This window comes from Bacillus sp. (in: firmicutes) (assembly GCF_031983925.1).
Taxonomy (GTDB): Bacteria; Bacillota; Bacilli; order Bacillales; family Bacillaceae_G; genus Bacillus_A; species Bacillus_A pacificus.
Genome location: NZ_DALYZR010000003.1, coordinates 485,867 through 502,688, shown reverse-complemented (window position 1 = coordinate 502,688; position 16,822 = coordinate 485,867). Strand labels below are relative to the sequence as shown.

Sequence of the window (16,822 nt, the reverse complement as noted above, 5' to 3'; positions counted from 1 at the left end):
CAGTGGCTAGAACAGTCGGTCGTTTCCCCCCTTCCTGTGAGGCAAAAAGCGCCTCTTCGTCAGGGCTTCCAACGCCCTCCTGTTCTGAGCAAGCCACCTGCACTTTTTTTATAGTAATTCAAACACTCCCGCTGCTCCCATTCCGCCGCCGATACACATTGTTACGATACCGAATTGTTCGTTGCGGCGTTTCATTTCGTGAATAAGAGATAGTGTTAGTTTTGCTCCTGTACAGCCAAGTGGATGTCCAAGTGCGATTGCACCGCCGTTTACGTTTACTTTTTCTTCATCTAAACCAAGTTCACGAATAACTTGAATCGATTGAGAAGCGAATGCTTCATTTAGTTCGAATAAGCCAATATCAGATAGCTCTAAGCCAGCTAGTTTTAATGCTTTAGGAATTGCTGCGATTGGGCCAATTCCCATTACTTCTGGTGGTACACCCGCTACTGCAAATGAACGGAATTTCGCAAGTGGCTTCATACCATCGCTTACTGCTTTTTCACGGTCCATTAATAATACAGATGCTGCACCATCACTCATTTGTGAAGAGTTACCAGCTGTTACAGAACCGCGAACGTTAAATGCTGGACGTAATTTACCTAAAATGTCTATCGTCGTTTCTGCTCTTACACCTTCGTCTTGCGTGAAAGTGATTGTTTCTTCTTGCAGTTTGTTATTTGATCCAACAGTACGTAACGTTACATCTACAGGTACTGTTTCATCAGCAAAGTTTCCTGCAGCTAATGCTTTCGCAGCACGTTGATGACTTCGTACTGCAAATGCATCTTGCTCTTCACGAGAAATTCCATATTTCACAGCAACTTGCTCTGCTGTATGTCCCATACCCATATAATATTCTGGAGCTGCTTCTACAAGGCGGCTATTTGGACGAACAACGTGTCCCATCATTGGAACTAAACTCATTGATTCCGCTCCGCCTGATAATACAGCTTCTGAGTGACCAAGCATAATGCGCTCTGCTCCGTAAGCGATACTTTGTAAACCTGAAGAACAGTAACGGTTAATTGTAATAGCTGGAACATCGTAAGAAAGTCCTGCTAATCCGCCGATATTACGAGCCATATTTAAACCTTGCTCTGCTTCTGGCATCGCACAACCGAAAATTAAATCATCGATTGGTCCTTCATAATTCGCACGCTTTAACGTTTCTTTTACTACTAACGCCCCTAAATCGTCAGGACGAACTGTTTTTAATGAACCCCTCTTTGCTTTTCCAATTGGTGTTCTTGCTCCCGCAACAATGACAGCTTCTCTCATGAACGATATCTCCCCTCGTTATTAGTTACGTAATGGCTTTCCTTTTACAAGCATGTGCTGCATTCTTGCTTGTGATTTCATCTCACTTACTAAGCTAATAAATGCTTCGCGTTCTACATCTAATAAATACTGCTCATCAACTTCTGTTCCATACGGCACTTTTCCGCCCGCAATGACATATGCAAGTTTCTTCGCAATGTGAAGATCGTACTCTGAAATGTAACCAGATAAATGCATTGCTTCTGCACCAAGTGCAAGAGTTGCATATCCTGTTTCACCAACAACCGGTATCTTTTTACGAATCGGCGCTTTATAACCAGCTTCATATAAAGCAAGTGCTTTCTGTTTCGCATCGTATAGTAAGTGATCACCATTCACACTAATACCGTCTTTATCACCTAAGAAGTTATGAGAAACTGCTTCTTGTCCTGAAGTGGAAACTTTCGCCATTGCGACTGTTTCGAACACTTTATTTGCAACTTTTTGTAGGTCAAACTCTACGCCGTTTGCCATTTTATTTAAGTGCTTAATGTATAGCTCTTTATTACCGCCTCCGCCAGGGATTAAGCCAACGCCAACTTCTACTAAGCCCATATACGTTTCACTAGAAGCTTGAATACTCGCTGCTGGTAAGCAAACTTCTGTACCTCCGCCAAGCGTCATACCATATGGTGCTGCTACAACTGGCTTAGAAGAGTATTTAATTTTCATCATTGCATCTTGGAAGTTTTTCACAACCCACTCAATTTCAAAGTAGTTGTCGTCTTGTGCTTCCATTAAGATCATTGCTAAGTTCGCACCAACGCAGAAGTTCTTCGATTGGTTACCGATAACAAGACCTTTATAATTCTTTTCTACTTCATCAACAGCGTAGTTAATCATTTGCGTAATATCCATACCGATCGCATTGCTCTTCGAATGGAATTCTAAACAAAGGATGCCGTCTCCTAAATCAATTAAGCTCGCTCCGCTATTTTTCTTTAATACGCCATTTTTCGCTTTTAATTGCTTAAGAGAAATTGCTTTTTTATTACGTTCAATTAGCTTATATTCGCCATTATCGTAATAGTAGCTATCTCCGTTATCATGTTTGTAGAAAGTAGTGAAACCTTTCTCTAACATTTCTTTCACCCAAGCAGGAACAACTACGCCGTTTTCTTCCATCTTTTGAACGGACTTTTCAACGCCAATTGCATCCCAAACTTCAAACGGTCCTTGCTCCCAGCCGAAGCCCCACTTCATCGCTTGGTCAATTGCAACGATATCGTCAGCAATTTCTTTATGCAGTTTTGCAGAGTATAAAAGAGTCGGTGTGATGATATTCCATAACAACTCTCCTGCGCGGTCTTTCGCATATACAAGCGCTTTCAATTTATTCGATAAACCTTTTTCTTGTTTACTTAACTCGATCGATGCAGCTTTTAATTTTTTACGAGCTTCGTACTCCATCGTTTCTGGATTTAATTCTAAAATTTCTTTTCCTTGTTTTAAGAAGAAGCCTTGACCTGTTTTGCTTCCAAGCCATTTTTTATCAAGCATGTCATGCATGAAAGCTGGTACTTTAAATACATCGCGCTCTTCTTCTTGTACGTTTTCATATACGTTATTTGCAACGTGTACGAATGTATCTAAACCGACAACATCTAATGTACGGAACGTTGCGCTCTTCGGACGACCAATAAGTGGGCCTGTTACTGAATCAACTTCCCCAATGCTATAGCCGCGTTTTACCATCTCTTGAAGAGTTACTAATAAACCGTACGTACCGATGCGGTTTCCAATAAAGTTTGGTGTGTCTTTTGCGATAACAACGCCTTTTCCAAGAACGTCTTCGCCAAATAGTTTCATGAAGCTTAATACTTGTGGATCAGTTTCTTTTGTCGGTATTACCTCTAGAAGTTTTAAATATCGTGGTGGGTTAAAAAAGTGTGTGCCTAAGAAGTGTTTCTGGAAGTCGTCTGAACGACCTTCTGCCATTTTTTCAACTGAAATGCCTGACGTATTCGAGCTTACGATAGAACCCGGTTTACGAACAGCATCTACTTTTTCAAATAGTTTCCTTTTAATATCTAAGTTTTCAACTACTACTTCAATAATCCAATCTACATCAGCTAGACGCTCAAGGTCATCTTCTAAGTTACCTGCTTCAATCAGTGCTAAATTTCCTTTCACTGTCAGAGGAGCTGGTTTTTGCTTTAATAGTTTTTGTAGTGCCGTATTACTAAAACGATTTCTCACACTTTTATGTTCTAATGTAAGTCCCTTCGCTTCTTCTTCTTTCGTAAGCGCAGGTGGTACAATATCAAGCAATAATGTCGGAATACCAATATTAGCTAAGTGTGCCGCAATTCCTGAACCCATTACGCCTGACCCTAGAACAGCAGCCTTTTTAATTTGGAACATCCAATTCTCCCCCTATTCTTGAATGAATGCTCATTCAATTTTTCGACATAAGTCGCAATCAATGAGTGAGCCTCTACTAATAAATATATGATACTGTTTAAATTTTCGCAATATATTTATTGATAAAATTTTCTGAAATAAATATTTTTCTTTTATTTGCCCATGCTATATATGTATTTTCTTCACTAAAATACACTTTCCCTTTTTATAATCTGACGAAACTGGAGGAATATATATGGCAAAACTTAAGAAGAACCCTTCAAAGGCTGGAATTAGCGCAGCAAGTGTGACAGGAAACGCTGGCCCAACTGATCGAGGCGTAGAAAAAGGACGTCAAGGCAATAACCAACAATATAAGAAGCATAATATGGGCGAAAAATAACGCTATATTTTTGGGCAGAGAACGTGGCATAATGGGTAATGGCTGCTTTTTCTGCCCAATTTATTTGTAACAAATGAGGGAATTATAATGAAACGAACAATAGTTATGATTGTAATGATTGCCACACTATTTACAGGGATGATTTTCTTCTCTTACGCACAAAGACAACAAGCTGTAAGAGCTGATCAACCTAATATCACTGGGCAATACGGCATTACAATTGATGCAGACACAGGTGAAATTTTGTATGGAAAAAGAGAGGACGAACGCTCTTATCCGGCTAGTATAGCCAAAATGATGACAACCCTTCTTTTACTAGAGAATGTAAAAGAAGATGAAGAAATTACAGTTACAGAAAACGCAATTAAAACAGAAAGCCAAAGTAAGAAAATTAAACTTCGTGCTGGGGAAAAGTTAAAACGTGATGAGGCATTAAAACTGATGCTTATCATTAGTGCAGACCCAATAGCTGAATCCATTGCAGAACATATTGCAGGATCAAAAAATGAATTTGTAAAAATGATGAATGCTAGAGCGAAGGAACTTGGTACAAAGCATGCGACTTTCAAAAACGCAAGTGGTGCTGATGCACTAGGAAACAAAGTATCACCATATGACATTGCTATAATTACGAAAGAAGCATTAAAATACCCAGTTGTTTTAGAATATATGAATTCAACGCGTACAACTCTACATACTTCAGAACGCTCTCCAAAGATTGCAAACTATGGACGAGAAGAACTATATGACGATCCATATGCAATTGGAAGTAAAAGCGGTCTATCAGCACTCGGAAAATATACAGTCGTAACAGTGGATGAGAAAGACGGTAAACGTGTCATTAATGTTGTATTATCTTCCACTCGCAAGCAACTGTATCCTGATACGAAGAAAATGGCACATTACGCATTTCAGCAATTAAAATAACCAAGGAGTATTTTCTCCTTGGTTATTTTTTAACCATACCTTTTAATACGAACGCAACGTTTGCTGGACGCTCTGCTAGACGACGCATGAAGTAACCATACCAGTCGTTTCCATAAGGTACGTAAACACGCATTTTGTAACCTTCTTTTACTAGCTCAAGTTGACGCTCATTACGAATACCGTATAACATCTGGAATTCAAATTGATCCCTTGGAATGTTGTGTTCTTCGGCAAGTTTTTTTGTATATTCAATAATCGCTTCGTCATGTGAAGCAATTGCAGTATAATTTCCATTTAATAAGTGCATTTTAATAATCTTTTTATAATTGTCATCTACATCTTTCTTGTCCGGGAACGCCACTTCTTCAGGTTCTTTATAAGCCCCTTTTACAAGACGTAAATTAGGATTATAAGCATTTAAGTCCTCAATATCTTTTTCTGTACGATATAGGTAAGCTTGAATAACAGTACCAATATTATCGTACTCAGACTTTAACTGTTTAAAGATATCAATTGTCTTTCCACAGCGTGTATAATCTTCCATATCAATTGTAACGAACACACCATTTTCTTTTGCAGCTTCTAAAATGCGGCGCATATTGTTCATTACGATTTCATCAGAGATATCTAGCCCCATAGAAGTCATCTTTAAAGAAAGTTGCGAATCAAGACCTTCTCTTCCAATTGCACGGATTGCTTCAATCGATTGGTTAGCCATTTCATTTGCTTCCGCTTCATTATCAACGAATTCCCCTAAATAATCGATTGTTACGCAAAGTCCTTGCTTGTTTAATTGTTTAATAGCTGCTGTCGCTAATTCAATTGTCTCCCCTGCGACAAAGCGACCTGCACCAAAGCGTAAACCGTACTTTTTAGCCAGTTTTGTTAGCGCTTTATTTTTAGATAAGAAAAGAAACGAATTTCGCATTAATTGTTCCATGTAATTCACCCCTATGACTTAATTTATCTGTTTTTTACCCCTCTTCGAAATTATATCATTGTTTAAAATTATTGGATACAAATAATTATTTAGATAATTTATAAAATACTATAAAAACATTTAAAAACCTATATTCTCGCTTATAAATATGCCTGAAATATTTTTCGACATTTAGAAAAATAGAGTTTAATAGGCACAAAATAGGCATGCCGAAAATATTCGACATGCCTATAAAACCCTTTATATTCCATGTAAATTATATGAGGATATTAATACAGAAAACTTGAGATTATATTTACCTCGAGTTTTTTTATTGCTCATTTCTCTTCTCTTCATTCAGCCTTTTAATATGTGTAATTAACTGCACCATCTCTTCTTTCGCATCGGGATAAGTTTCATTCCAGTGCTTCACTAAAGCTGGCATCGTCTTTGCTATGTAAGAATACAGTGCCCACTTCTGTACCTGTTCTTTTCTCTCTTCATTGCTCTCTCCAAGTAATAGTTCCGTGTATTTCTCTAACAACCCGTCAAATTGTTCGTTAAACTTTTCACTCATCTTATCTACCTCCTATATGAAAAAAGCAGCGAAGATCGCTGCTTTTCTTTATAATTTTGATCGAACAGAGTTTAATTTCTTCTCCATTGTGCTTACTTTATCACGACGATCATCGATACGAATTGTTGTTGCAACGCGCTGTGCACCTTTCGTATATGGAACTTCATGCATTTGTTGAATTACTTCTAGAATGACAGGAAGATCTCCTTCAATAATTGTATTCATTGGTGTTAATTGATATTTCACACGATCTGAGTTTTTCTCTAGCACCTTTTGTACTTCTGCTACATATTCACTCACACTTGGATTACTTGTTCCTACTGGAATAATCGATACGTCAACAATTGCCATAGTAGTCTTCCTCCTATACTTGCTTCTTATATATCCATTGTCTATTTTACCGAAATACGCATCATTTTACTAATTTGTTATTCCTCTATTTTAAACTGCTCAACTAATCTTTCTAAGTCTCTCATATGCTCCGTCAAGCTTTCCATCGTATGAGCTACCTTTTCTAGATGGTTCACTTGTGATTCAGTTGCAGCATTTACTTCTTCCGAAACAGCTGCGCTTTCTTGACTCGTACCAGCGATTGTATGCATGACCGCTGTAATTTCTCCTTGCTCGTGACCGATGTTATGTACCTCTTCTACAATTTGTTCCACTGAAGTACTAATTGTATTTACAACTGACATAATGGTACGGAATTCCGCCTCTGCTTCTGTCGTAACATTATTTTGTATATCCGCAATGTCTTTCAATTTACTTACAACTTCTACAACTCGTCTTACCTCTACTTGTACATCACCAATCATCGTCGCAATTTCTACTGTTGCTTCTTTTGATTGTTCCGCTAATTTTCGAACTTCTTCCGCAACAACAGCAAAGCCTTTACCTTGTTCACCCGCACGTGCCGCCTCGATTGAAGCATTTAAAGCAAGTAAATTCGTTTGATCTGAAATACCTTTTATAAGCTCTACAACATTTTGAATCGATCCAACCCTTTGCTCTAACTTTCCGGATGCTTCCTCTGTATGAACAACAATCGAAGAGGATTGGCCCCTCGTACGAACTAAATTACGCATCGTATTTAATCCTTGCTTAGATGCCTCTTCAGCTTTGCCAGCCACACCTTTTATTTCACCAACAGAGTTATTCATTTGTTCCACTGACTGCGCCATATTCTCGAGCTGCTCTGAAACTTCATCTACACTATTAGCAAGCGTAGAGGCTCCTCCGCTCACGTCATCCATTGCACCTGACACTTCTCTACTAGCTGCTACAGTTTCATTCGTTAAATAATGTAGATTATTCGTTGATTGTTGCACGGTTGATACACTATTTTTAATTTTGCTTACCATTTCATTCATTTGCTCAACCATATGATTAAAATGGTTCGTCAGTTCTCCAACTTCATCCTTACTTGTCACTTTCATTTGCAACGTTAAATCACCTTCTGCTACTTTTTGAACGTGATTCGTTAATAGTTGCAGCGGTCTTGCTAACCTTCTTGAGAACAAGTATGAAGCTGCAATTCCAACGAATAAGCTAATACATGCCATTATAATGACTGTATTTCTCGTACTATTTAATAGCCCATCAATCGTGTCCTTCGGATAAACAATCCCAATTTTCCATTTCATCTTATCAAACAGTTGACTATAGGCTACTACATCGTTCCCTCCTAATGTCGTCACTGCAAATTTTGTTTCATCTTTATTTAAACTTTTTACAAGTGATTCTTTTGAAACATCTTTTCCTACTTGCCCTGGATATACAATAGCAATATTTTTATCATTTACGATAAACATTTCTCCGCCATTATTATATTGAATATTATGGAGTAGCTTTTGGATTGTTCCTAATGATACATCCATTGCTACTACCCCTAAAACAGAGCCATCTTGTCCGACAATAGCTTTTGACACTCCAATACTTAACTTACCTGTCGCGATTTCATATTGTGGTTGCCCCCAAATAATCGATTTTGTATCAGATTCTGATGCTTTATACCACTGACGACTCGTTGGATCATACCCTTCTGGTACTTTTCCTCCGTCAGCAAGATTTGCACTCAACGTTTTTTTATCTTTCGTTCCAATGTATACGTCTAAAATATCAGGATGGTTCTTTTTAAATCTTGAAAACTCTTTTAAAATAAAGCTTTCTTCTTCTGGAGTCACTCCATCTTGTAACATGTTTTGAATATCATCATGGCTTCCATAATGACCCATATCTTCTTCAATTCGCTGCATAAATGCAGTTAACTGCTCTGTCACAAGATCCATCGTATTTTGAGAATACTGGTCTAAGGAGCGCACTTCCTTCTCTTTCTGTAATTGATACATAGCTGTACCTAATATTACGAACATCATAGAAATAAGTACCGAAAATACTACCGCAATTTTTAAACGTAAACTTCTTAACATCTTCCCCCAAGCATCCCCTTCGCATTGAATTAAAAACTTATTAATCATTATATTAAGTATAATGGATAAAATTAAAAAATTGAAATTAATTCTCACCTCAATCTCATCAGAAAACCTACTACCACTTGTGTAAAAACAAATAGTTCATTATCCTTAAGCTATATCATCTCATTCGTTCGGAGGGAACTATGTTACAAAAATTCGGTTTCTCACAATATGAAAGCCAAGCTTACGAAGTTGTCGTATCAAGCAACGAACCATTAGATGCTACAACGATTGTGAAGCATTCTGGTGTGCCAAAAGCTAAAATATATGAAGTGCTTGCACGCCTGATCGATAAAGGAATGGTAATGGATTCTGTTTCAGAAAAGAAAAAGCTGTACACAGCATTACCACTCAAGCTAGCAATTGAAAAATTAACGACAGAATTCCAATCTAATATTAAAGAATTGGAGACAACTATATCAAAAAAATCATTTACAGATGACCGTGTATGGAGCTTAAAAATGCAATCTTCTATTCGCGTTCAAAGTAAAGAGCTCATCGAAAGTGCAAAAGAATCGATTCGCATTTCAGCTTGGAACGATACTCTTTTAGAATATCTTCCGTTATTAGAGGAAAAAGCAAAACAAGGCGTCAAAACCGAGTCCCTTATAGTGGGAAAAGTCGAAACAGACTTAGAAAACATGCATTTTCTAATTCCAGCTGAAGAGCCTAACGCATTAGAGCGCTATTTACTGCTCATCGTTGACGACCGCGAAATTTTATTTGCTGGTGTAGAGCAAGAGTCATGGCAAGCAATGAAAACAATGTCACAACCTTTCGTAAAGTTCTTTACAGAATTTTTCTATCACGACGTTGCACTTGCAAAGATTACCCAGAAACACCATGATCTCTTTATGGAAGATGAGGAAATTAAGAGTTTGTTGATGAAGTTGAGATATTAAAAAAACGCCTCTATTACAAGGCGTTTTTTTCTACATTTCTTTTCTATTTTTCATCCTTAACACATAAGCACCAGCAATAATAAAAACAAGTCCTAAAACGGATAAAACCGTAAATTCATTGCCGACGCCGCCTGTAGCTGGTAATCGCACTTCATTATGAGTACTAGGTTGTTGCATCGGCTTCACATCAGCGGAAGGTTTCACTTCTCCATTTGGTGTTGGCTTATTTGGCTTAGAAGGAAGCGATGCCTTTTCTTCTTTCTTATTTTTCACAATATGTTTAATAATTTCTCCATCCTCTTTTATTTCAAATGCGAATGTCTCTTCATTTATTACATATCCATTTGGTGCTATTGTTTCTTTATACGTGTACTTTCCGTATGGTAGTTTGAATTTCGCTACACCTTTTTCATCCGTTTTCCCTTTTACTACTTCTTTCCCTTGTTCGTTGTAGATTGTAAATTCTGCATTTGGTAATTTCGTATTCCCATCCGCTACATCTACTTTCGTTATTTCTAACTCACCTTCTACCTTCTTATCTTGAACGATATGTTTAATAATTTCTCCATCCTCTTTTATTTCAAATGCGAACGTCTCTTCATTTATTACATATCCATTTGGTGCTATTGTTTCTTTATACGTATACTTTCCGTATGGTAGTTTAAATTTCGCTACACCTTTTTCATCCGTTTTTCCTTTTACTACTTCTTTCCCTTGTTCGTTGTAGATTGTAAACTCTGCATTTGGTAGTTTTGTATTCCCATCCGCTATATCTACTTTCGTTATTTCTAACTCACCTTCTACTTTCTTATCTTGAACAATATGTTTAATAATTTCTCCATTCTCTTTTATTTCAAATCCGAATGTCTCTTCATTTATTACATATCCATTCGGTGCTATTGTTTCTTTATACGTGTACTTTCCGTATGGTAGTTTAAATTTCGCTACACCTTTTTCATCCGTTTTCCCTTTTACTACTTCTTTCCCTTGTTCGTTGTAGATTGTAAATTCTGCATTCGGCAGCTTCGTATTCCCATCCGTTACATCTACTTTCGTTATTTCTAATTCACCTTTTACATTTTCATTTTTCAGCTCTAATACAGCTGTTTCACCAGTTTTCACTTCAATTTTTTTAACGCTTCCGTCTAACACATATCCAACTGGCGCTTGAATTTCTTTGACGCTATATATACCGATTGGAAGATTACCTAACTCCGCAATCCCCTTATCATTAGTCGTAACATTTTGTTTAAAGTTTTCATTAGAAACTTCAAACACCGCTCCTTTTAATACTTCCTTTTTTTCTCCTAATTTCATAATCTTTAAAGATCCTACTGATTCCCAATTTACAACTAAATCTGTACTAATTTTCTCACTATTTCTTTGTAACAATACCGTTGTATTTTGAACTTTTTCTGATCCTTTAAAAGCCATTGCTTGTAAATTTGTTAAAGTAGACTTCACTTTCATTTTAAAATTACCACTACTCGTATTTTTCGGGATTAGAATTTTGAATTTTTCGTTAATTGTTAATATACTTTTCTCTTCTCCATTTTCATTTACAATTCGAAGCCCTTTAGGGGCATTTTCAGGAAGAATTGTATAAGAGCCAGAAACCGCATTTGTTTGCACTGCATAAAATCCTGTTTCTAAATAATCACCTTTTTGTGTAGCAGTTTGCGGATCTACAAGATTAACTTTAAAGAATGTATCTTGTGATCCAGTTTCTTTTTTTGAAGCCTCTACTAAACGCTTCATAAGATTATGTACACGTTCATTTTTTGCAACTAAATCTTCTTCCGTTAATTCATTTGCTGCAATCCATACTGCTAATTGTGTAGCATAATGCGCTTCTTCCGTTGTCGCTACACCTAATTCAGATGGGCTTTTTTGAGGATATCCATTTAATAAAACACGATATACGACATCAGATGTTTTCCCCATTTCAGGCAAATCATCCCCATTGGGAGAACGTAAATCAGGCGTTAAACAATACGCAATACTCCCCGAAGCCGTTTTAATTATTTCGGTCTTTATTTCACGCTGTTTCGAATTACTATAGCTCCAATCCATCTTATATGTTTCTCTGTTCATTACTTCTGCCTTTACTTGTGGCATTGCAATTCCTAATAAAATAATAAGAGCACTTAAAAAACTAAACCATTTTCCTGCCATCTTTCGTTTCATTCTCTCCACCACCATATATAAATTTCTACATGAATCAATCTTACTGTTTCATTGTACTTATAGTAAAAAAAAGAGAATAGGTGGTTTTTTTGTAGTATCTTGTCGAATTGTTGAGAAAGTTTCACCGTAATAAGCAACTTTAAAATTGTTTGTTGTCATGCTGCTATTGACAAATAAACATTAAACGTTTCCAATTTTCAAACATAATAAAAAAGACACTTTATAAGTGCCTTTTTAACTTACGGAAAACAAATTTCAAACGAATACATATTACTTATCTTTTTCCTTTATCTCCGTCAACAACTCAATCATTTTCTCATTCTGCCTCACTTGTTTCTCTGAATTTTGATAGATGAAACGGACCCATCTTAATATAAAAACAACTATCAATATCGGTAGTAGCGCAATTATCATGCCGAATACCGAGAAATTAGACATCATTTTCCATCACCTCGCTATATACACCTTTCTCCATCCACCCACCAAATCCTTCCATTTTTTACAAATAAAAAAAGAACCTATCAAACGATAGATTCTTCTTTTGCAAACTGAGTAGAACGTCCTCTCGTAATCGAGAAAATCGCACAAAGTAGCGCTAATATAATAAAGCCGCCCCCTACCCAAGCGTTATATATAACAGATGATTTTTCAATAACAACTCCACCTACTGTTGAACCGAGCGCAATCCCTAAGTGAAGGGCAGAGTTATTTAAACTTTGCTGAATACCAGCTGATTCCGGTGCAATTTCAATTAAATAATTTTGTTGTGCTGGTGAAATAGCCCAGCTCAGCATGCTCCAAAGTCCCATCATAATAATGAACAGCGGGAATGAGAATGTCATCATCGGCAATAGGAAGATTGCACACGCAAATACGATAATAATTGAGATAATACTTTTCTTCGATCCCCATTTATCAGCAAGCCAGCCTCCGAAGCCGCCCCCAATTACTGCTGCGATTCCGAAGATGAAGTAAAATACACTAATCCAATTCGCTTCCACATGCATAACATCTTTTAAAAATGGTGTTAAATATGCATATAGTGTTAAATGACCCGTTAAAAATAAGAACGACGTTAACTGTGCACTGACGATTTTTTTATCTTTTAACGTAGCAATTTGCTCTCTTATTGATACTACCGATGTCGGTGGTACTTTCGTTAAGAATAATGAAATACAAGCGATTGCCATCACTGTTAAGATTGAAATGAGCACAAATGGTGCACGCCATCCATATGCATTTCCGAGCACAAGGCCAAGCGGTACTCCAAGTACAAGTGACCCACTAATCCCCATGAAAATGATTCCAATTGCACGCGCACGAAAATGCGGTTCTACAACGCTAGAAGCGAGTGTTACTGACAGTGCAATAATAAGCGAACCACTCGCCGCACAAATCACCCTTGAGAACATTAACATCCCATAATTCACACTACATGCTGAAATAATATTTCCGATTAAGAAAATCGATAATGCCCCAACATACAATGCTTTTCTTTCAAATTTCCCTGTTAATGCTAATAAAACAGGACCTGATAAAGCAAATACTACTGAAAATATTGTGATAAGCTGACCAGCTGCACTAATAGATACTCCTAAATCATTGGCAACTAAATCAAGCGTTCCTCCTATAATTAGCTCAACCGTTCCGACTACGAAAGCCGCGATAGCTAAAATATACACACGAAAATTCAAGTCTTTCCCCACGCTTTCTATTTTGGTTACTACGACTATAGTAACCAAAATAGAAGTTGAACACAAGTACAATTTTTTTACAGTAAAAAAGGTAGGCGCATTATACGCCTACCCTTCACTCATGACACTTCATTTTTATTCTTCTTATTTAAATACCAATATACCGGAAGCCCCGTAAATACAATTCCAATTGATAAGAAACAACTTACCGGATCATTGATAATGGCACTACCAATTACAAAGAGCGAGCCGAAAATCGCAACGATTGGTACGATTGGGAATAACGGTACACTGTATGCACGCTCTTTATTCTTATTACGCTTTCTTAAAATGAAGACGCCAATAAACGTCATTACATAGAAAATATAAATAATGAATACGGAAATCTCAGATAGCTTATTCGGATCGCTAATAATCATTAAAATAATTCCTAAAATGATTTCAACAGTAATCGCATTTGCTGGTGTTTTAAATCTTGGGCTTTCCTTTGCAATAAACTTAGCAAATGGAAGTTGTCCACGTTCTGCCATCGACATCGGGATACGTGGGAACGTTAAAATCTTTCCATTTAAACAACCGAAAATAGAAACGATAATACCAATACTAATAATTTTCCCACCATATTCTCCAAGTAGCATTCCTGCAGCTGTCGCTGTTGCATTTTCTCCAAGGTCTACAATTTGAGTTGCTGGTAATACATTCAGTAACGCCAAATTAATTAATACGTAAGCAGCTGTTACAATTAAAATCCCAACTGTCATTGCTTTCGGTAATAACTTTGTTGGATTCTTCATTTCCCCGCCAATCGAAGCAAGTAAAATCCAGCCATCATAAGCAAATAACGTTGCTAAAATTGCCATCCCGATACTTTGATTTTCTGATATCGGTACAACTACGTTAAAAATATCGCTATTCCCTTTCCAGAAACCTAACACAACAATTAATACGATTGGAATCATCTTTCCGATTGTCGTAATCGTTTGAACGATACCTCCGTATTTTGTTCCCATACTATTTACAACGCCAAGGAACACAACTGTTCCGATCGCGATTGGTAAATTCCATACTTTATCTAAATAGAAAAAATTAATCATTAAAGAACTAAAGTATAACCCTAATGTTCCAATAATAGCTGGCCCATAAACAATCGTTTGCATCCAGCCTGATAAATATCCCCAAAAACTTCCGTAAATCTCCTCTAAATACGTATACAACCCACCATTTTTCGGGATTTGCGCTCCAATTTCAGCTACTGTTAAACCACTTGCTAACGTTAACAGACCACCAATTACCCAAGCAAGAATCGCCATATTAGAACTCCCCGAGTAATCTAATACGCTCCCTGGTTTCATAAACACACCAGACCCAATAATCGTTCCTACCACGATAGAAAGTGCTACCGTTAAACCAATTTTGTTCTTCTCATCATGATGCATGCTGCGTATCCTCCTTCCAATCCTAGTGTGATGCAAAAATGAAATAAAAAAACACTCCTCCCTAAAAAAGGGACGAGTGTTGTATTCGTGGTTCCACCCTTGTTTCAATTCGCAAAGTAACACACTTCACCAATTTCTCAAGTCTACATAACGGTTTTTGCCGGCAAGCAATTACTAGATGTTCGTTCACTGCTGCAGTTCAGAGGTGGTAATCTATTTTTCCGTATTAGGAAGCTCACAGCCAAAGGCTTCCCTCTCTGAGAATCGTAAAAAATTGATCATGTCCTCATCATCACTTCTTGATGTCGAATTTTGTAGTTATTGTTCATTATATTGAATTGTTAGAAAAAATCAATATATTTTTTATATAACATATGAAATATTTCTTTTCTTATATTATAACAGAAGTTACGCCACTTCTCTAATTCCCTAAAAATGGTATAATCCATATAGGAGGTGCATCAATCATGATTGCTGTTTTTTGTATCATCGCTACATTTCTTTCTGTTCTATTCGCTATCATGTTCAGGTACAAGTATCCTGGTTATAGCATTTTAGCGGTAGCTATTATACCAGCTGTTTCCTTCTACGTATTAGGTAAATATCAATATACGGAAGTGTTTATCGGCTTTGCAATCTTCTACTGCGTCTTTGGATACATACTAACAATGAAAAGAATTTTATTAAACCATTAAAAGGGACCGATTTCTGTCAACAGAAATCGGTCCTCGCATGTATCTTCCGGTTGCCCACACGAAAGATACATAATTCAATTATTTACCTTCTTTTTTCATAAAAAACTTATGATGCGGAAGATCCACATTTAATGCCTCTAATTGTTTCTTTTCATTGTCTAAAATCGCTTTTGCTTTTGTTTTTGTTGCCTCATCTAATCCCGCAAAGATGTCTTCATGCTTCTCTTTCTCTGGGAGTTTCACACCTAGTTTTGTTAATTCTTCTTTTGCTTGCTCATGCGTTAATTTCCCGGACTTTTCCTGTTCAAAAATAGACTTTGCTTTTTCCTTTGTTGCTTCATCTAAGTTAGCAAGTATGTCTTTATGCTTACCCTTCTCTGGCATTTTCACGCCTAACTTCGTTAATTCCTCTTTTGCTTGTTCACGTGTTAATTTGCCGGATTTCTCTTGCTCTAAAATTGATTTTGCTTTTTCTTTTGTTGCTTCGTCTAATCCCGCAAACATTTCTTTGTGTTTACCCTTTTCCGGGAACTTCACGCCTAATTTTGTTAATTCTTCTTTTGCTTGTTCACGTGTTAATTTCCCAGACTTTTCTTGCTCTAAAATTGATTTCGCTTTTTCTTTTGTCGCTTCATCTAATCCCGCAAACATTTCTTTACGTTTTTCTTTCTCTGGAAGCTTTACACCTAGCTCCTCTAACTGTTTCTTTGTATCATCCATAATCGTTTTTACTTTTTGTTTTGTAGCGTCATCTAAATCTTTTTTCGCCGTTTTTGTAGATTGCTCAGCTGCTGGAGTATTCGTTGCCGCGAATGCCGGGATGCCGACTCCCCCAATGATTCCGAATGATAAAGCACCTGCAATCGCTAAATACCCAACTGTTTTCTTCTTCATAGGAAATTTCCTCCTTCATATTTCTAATGCATGTACACTCTCGTATACAAT

Annotated in this window: 14 protein-coding genes and 1 other annotated feature; of the genes, 4 read left to right on the top strand and 10 right to left on the bottom strand. The window is 37.0% G+C overall.

The genetic code is table 11. The annotated features are described in order from the left end of the window. Positions 1 to 108: 108 nt before the first annotated feature. Together RTP99_RS14040 and RTP99_RS14035 are read right to left on the bottom strand one after the other, a co-directional pair. Positions 109 to 1,281, bottom strand: coding sequence for an acetyl-CoA C-acetyltransferase (locus tag RTP99_RS14040; protein ID WP_001206327.1), 1,173 nt, complete (start codon positions 1,279 to 1,281; stop codon positions 109 to 111). A 21-nt stretch (positions 1,282 to 1,302) separates the two neighbouring features. Next, positions 1,303 to 3,684 (bottom strand): 3-hydroxyacyl-CoA dehydrogenase/enoyl-CoA hydratase family protein, encoded by a 2,382-nt coding sequence (locus RTP99_RS14035; protein ID WP_000486353.1) that lies wholly within the window; start codon positions 3,682 to 3,684, stop codon positions 1,303 to 1,305. 235 nt (positions 3,685 to 3,919) lie between these two features. Here RTP99_RS14035 and RTP99_RS14030 point away from each other — a divergent pair, with 235 nt between their 5' ends. Continuing rightward, positions 3,920 to 4,066, top strand: a complete 147-nt coding sequence (locus RTP99_RS14030) for a YuzL family protein (RefSeq protein WP_001096347.1) — start codon at positions 3,920 to 3,922, stop codon at positions 4,064 to 4,066. A gap of 87 nt (positions 4,067 to 4,153) precedes the next feature. Continuing rightward, on the top strand, positions 4,154 to 4,993 hold the full coding sequence (locus RTP99_RS14025) for a D-alanyl-D-alanine carboxypeptidase family protein (RefSeq protein WP_000831458.1): 840 nt from the start codon (positions 4,154 to 4,156) through the stop codon (positions 4,991 to 4,993). Between the two features lie 22 nt (positions 4,994 to 5,015). On the opposite strand, the gene RTP99_RS14020 is transcribed toward RTP99_RS14025, so the two are convergent. The 4 genes from RTP99_RS14020 to RTP99_RS14005 all read right to left on the bottom strand — a co-directional run bounded on the left by RTP99_RS14020 (position 5,016) and on the right by RTP99_RS14005 (position 8,918). After that, entirely contained in the window at positions 5,016 to 5,933 is a 918-nt protein-coding gene (locus RTP99_RS14020) for a proline dehydrogenase family protein (RefSeq protein ID WP_000436772.1), read from the bottom strand. A gap of 310 nt (positions 5,934 to 6,243) precedes the next feature. Continuing rightward, positions 6,244 to 6,489 (bottom strand): YusU family protein, encoded by a 246-nt coding sequence (locus RTP99_RS14015; protein WP_001290596.1) that lies wholly within the window; start codon positions 6,487 to 6,489, stop codon positions 6,244 to 6,246. A 48-nt stretch (positions 6,490 to 6,537) separates the two neighbouring features. Further along, on the bottom strand, positions 6,538 to 6,840 hold the full coding sequence (locus RTP99_RS14010) for an MTH1187 family thiamine-binding protein (RefSeq protein ID WP_001018869.1): 303 nt from the start codon (positions 6,838 to 6,840) through the stop codon (positions 6,538 to 6,540). A 77-nt stretch (positions 6,841 to 6,917) separates the two neighbouring features. Next, on the bottom strand, positions 6,918 to 8,918 hold the full coding sequence (locus tag RTP99_RS14005; protein WP_000946341.1) for a methyl-accepting chemotaxis protein: 2,001 nt from the start codon (positions 8,916 to 8,918) through the stop codon (positions 6,918 to 6,920). A 188-nt stretch (positions 8,919 to 9,106) separates the two neighbouring features. Here RTP99_RS14005 and RTP99_RS14000 point away from each other — a divergent pair, with 188 nt between their 5' ends. Beyond that, positions 9,107 to 9,865: a TrmB family transcriptional regulator gene (locus tag RTP99_RS14000; protein WP_000939486.1), complete on the top strand. Its 759-nt coding sequence runs from the start codon at positions 9,107 to 9,109 to the stop codon at positions 9,863 to 9,865. 30 nt (positions 9,866 to 9,895) lie between these two features. Here the strand turns inward: RTP99_RS14000 and RTP99_RS13995 are convergent, their stop codons facing one another. From RTP99_RS13995 to RTP99_RS13985, 3 genes are all read right to left on the bottom strand, one after another. Then, complete coding sequence (locus RTP99_RS13995) at positions 9,896 to 12,052, bottom strand: SpaA isopeptide-forming pilin-related protein (RefSeq protein WP_000823836.1); 2,157 nt, start codon at positions 12,050 to 12,052, stop codon at positions 9,896 to 9,898. Between the two features lie 521 nt (positions 12,053 to 12,573). Further along, positions 12,574 to 13,758, bottom strand: coding sequence for an MFS transporter (locus tag RTP99_RS13990; RefSeq protein ID WP_116733367.1), 1,185 nt, complete (start codon positions 13,756 to 13,758; stop codon positions 12,574 to 12,576). A gap of 107 nt (positions 13,759 to 13,865) precedes the next feature. Next, entirely contained in the window at positions 13,866 to 15,182 is a 1,317-nt protein-coding gene (locus RTP99_RS13985) for an APC family permease (RefSeq protein ID WP_000546314.1), read from the bottom strand. A gap of 65 nt (positions 15,183 to 15,247) precedes the next feature. Continuing rightward, positions 15,248 to 15,484: a binding site (T-box leader), on the bottom strand. A gap of 165 nt (positions 15,485 to 15,649) precedes the next feature. On the opposite strand from RTP99_RS13985, the gene RTP99_RS13980 reads away from it, so the two are divergent. Next, positions 15,650 to 15,877 (top strand): hypothetical protein, encoded by a 228-nt coding sequence (locus RTP99_RS13980; RefSeq protein ID WP_000562235.1) that lies wholly within the window; start codon positions 15,650 to 15,652, stop codon positions 15,875 to 15,877. 78 nt (positions 15,878 to 15,955) lie between these two features. On the opposite strand, the gene RTP99_RS13975 is transcribed toward RTP99_RS13980, so the two are convergent. Beyond that, on the bottom strand, positions 15,956 to 16,771 hold the full coding sequence (locus RTP99_RS13975; protein WP_000730839.1) for a hypothetical protein: 816 nt from the start codon (positions 16,769 to 16,771) through the stop codon (positions 15,956 to 15,958). Positions 16,772 to 16,822 lie beyond the last annotated feature (51 nt).

Excerpts from the sequence above, each read along its gene's own strand:
- RTP99_RS14040 (WP_001206327.1), bottom strand. The coding sequence starts at position 1,281 with ATGAGAGAAGCTGTCATTGTTGCGGGAGCAAGAACACCAATTGGAAAA.
- RTP99_RS14035 (WP_000486353.1), bottom strand. The coding sequence starts at position 3,684 with ATGTTCCAAATTAAAAAGGCTGCTGTTCTAGGGTCAGGCGTAATGGGT.
- RTP99_RS14030 (WP_001096347.1), top strand. The coding sequence starts at position 3,920 with ATGGCAAAACTTAAGAAGAACCCTTCAAAGGCTGGAATTAGCGCAGCA.
- RTP99_RS14025 (WP_000831458.1), top strand. The coding sequence starts at position 4,154 with ATGAAACGAACAATAGTTATGATTGTAATGATTGCCACACTATTTACA.
- RTP99_RS14020 (WP_000436772.1), bottom strand. The coding sequence starts at position 5,933 with ATGGAACAATTAATGCGAAATTCGTTTCTTTTCTTATCTAAAAATAAA.
- RTP99_RS14015 (WP_001290596.1), bottom strand. The coding sequence starts at position 6,489 with ATGAGTGAAAAGTTTAACGAACAATTTGACGGGTTGTTAGAGAAATAC.
- RTP99_RS14010 (WP_001018869.1), bottom strand. The coding sequence starts at position 6,840 with ATGGCAATTGTTGACGTATCGATTATTCCAGTAGGAACAAGTAATCCA.
- RTP99_RS14005 (WP_000946341.1), bottom strand. The coding sequence starts at position 8,918 with ATGTTAAGAAGTTTACGTTTAAAAATTGCGGTAGTATTTTCGGTACTT.
- RTP99_RS14000 (WP_000939486.1), top strand. The coding sequence starts at position 9,107 with ATGTTACAAAAATTCGGTTTCTCACAATATGAAAGCCAAGCTTACGAA.
- RTP99_RS13995 (WP_000823836.1), bottom strand. The coding sequence starts at position 12,052 with ATGAAACGAAAGATGGCAGGAAAATGGTTTAGTTTTTTAAGTGCTCTT.
- RTP99_RS13985 (WP_000546314.1), bottom strand. The coding sequence starts at position 15,182 with ATGCATCATGATGAGAAGAACAAAATTGGTTTAACGGTAGCACTTTCT.
- RTP99_RS13980 (WP_000562235.1), top strand. The coding sequence starts at position 15,650 with ATGATTGCTGTTTTTTGTATCATCGCTACATTTCTTTCTGTTCTATTC.
- RTP99_RS13975 (WP_000730839.1), bottom strand. The coding sequence starts at position 16,771 with ATGAAGAAGAAAACAGTTGGGTATTTAGCGATTGCAGGTGCTTTATCA.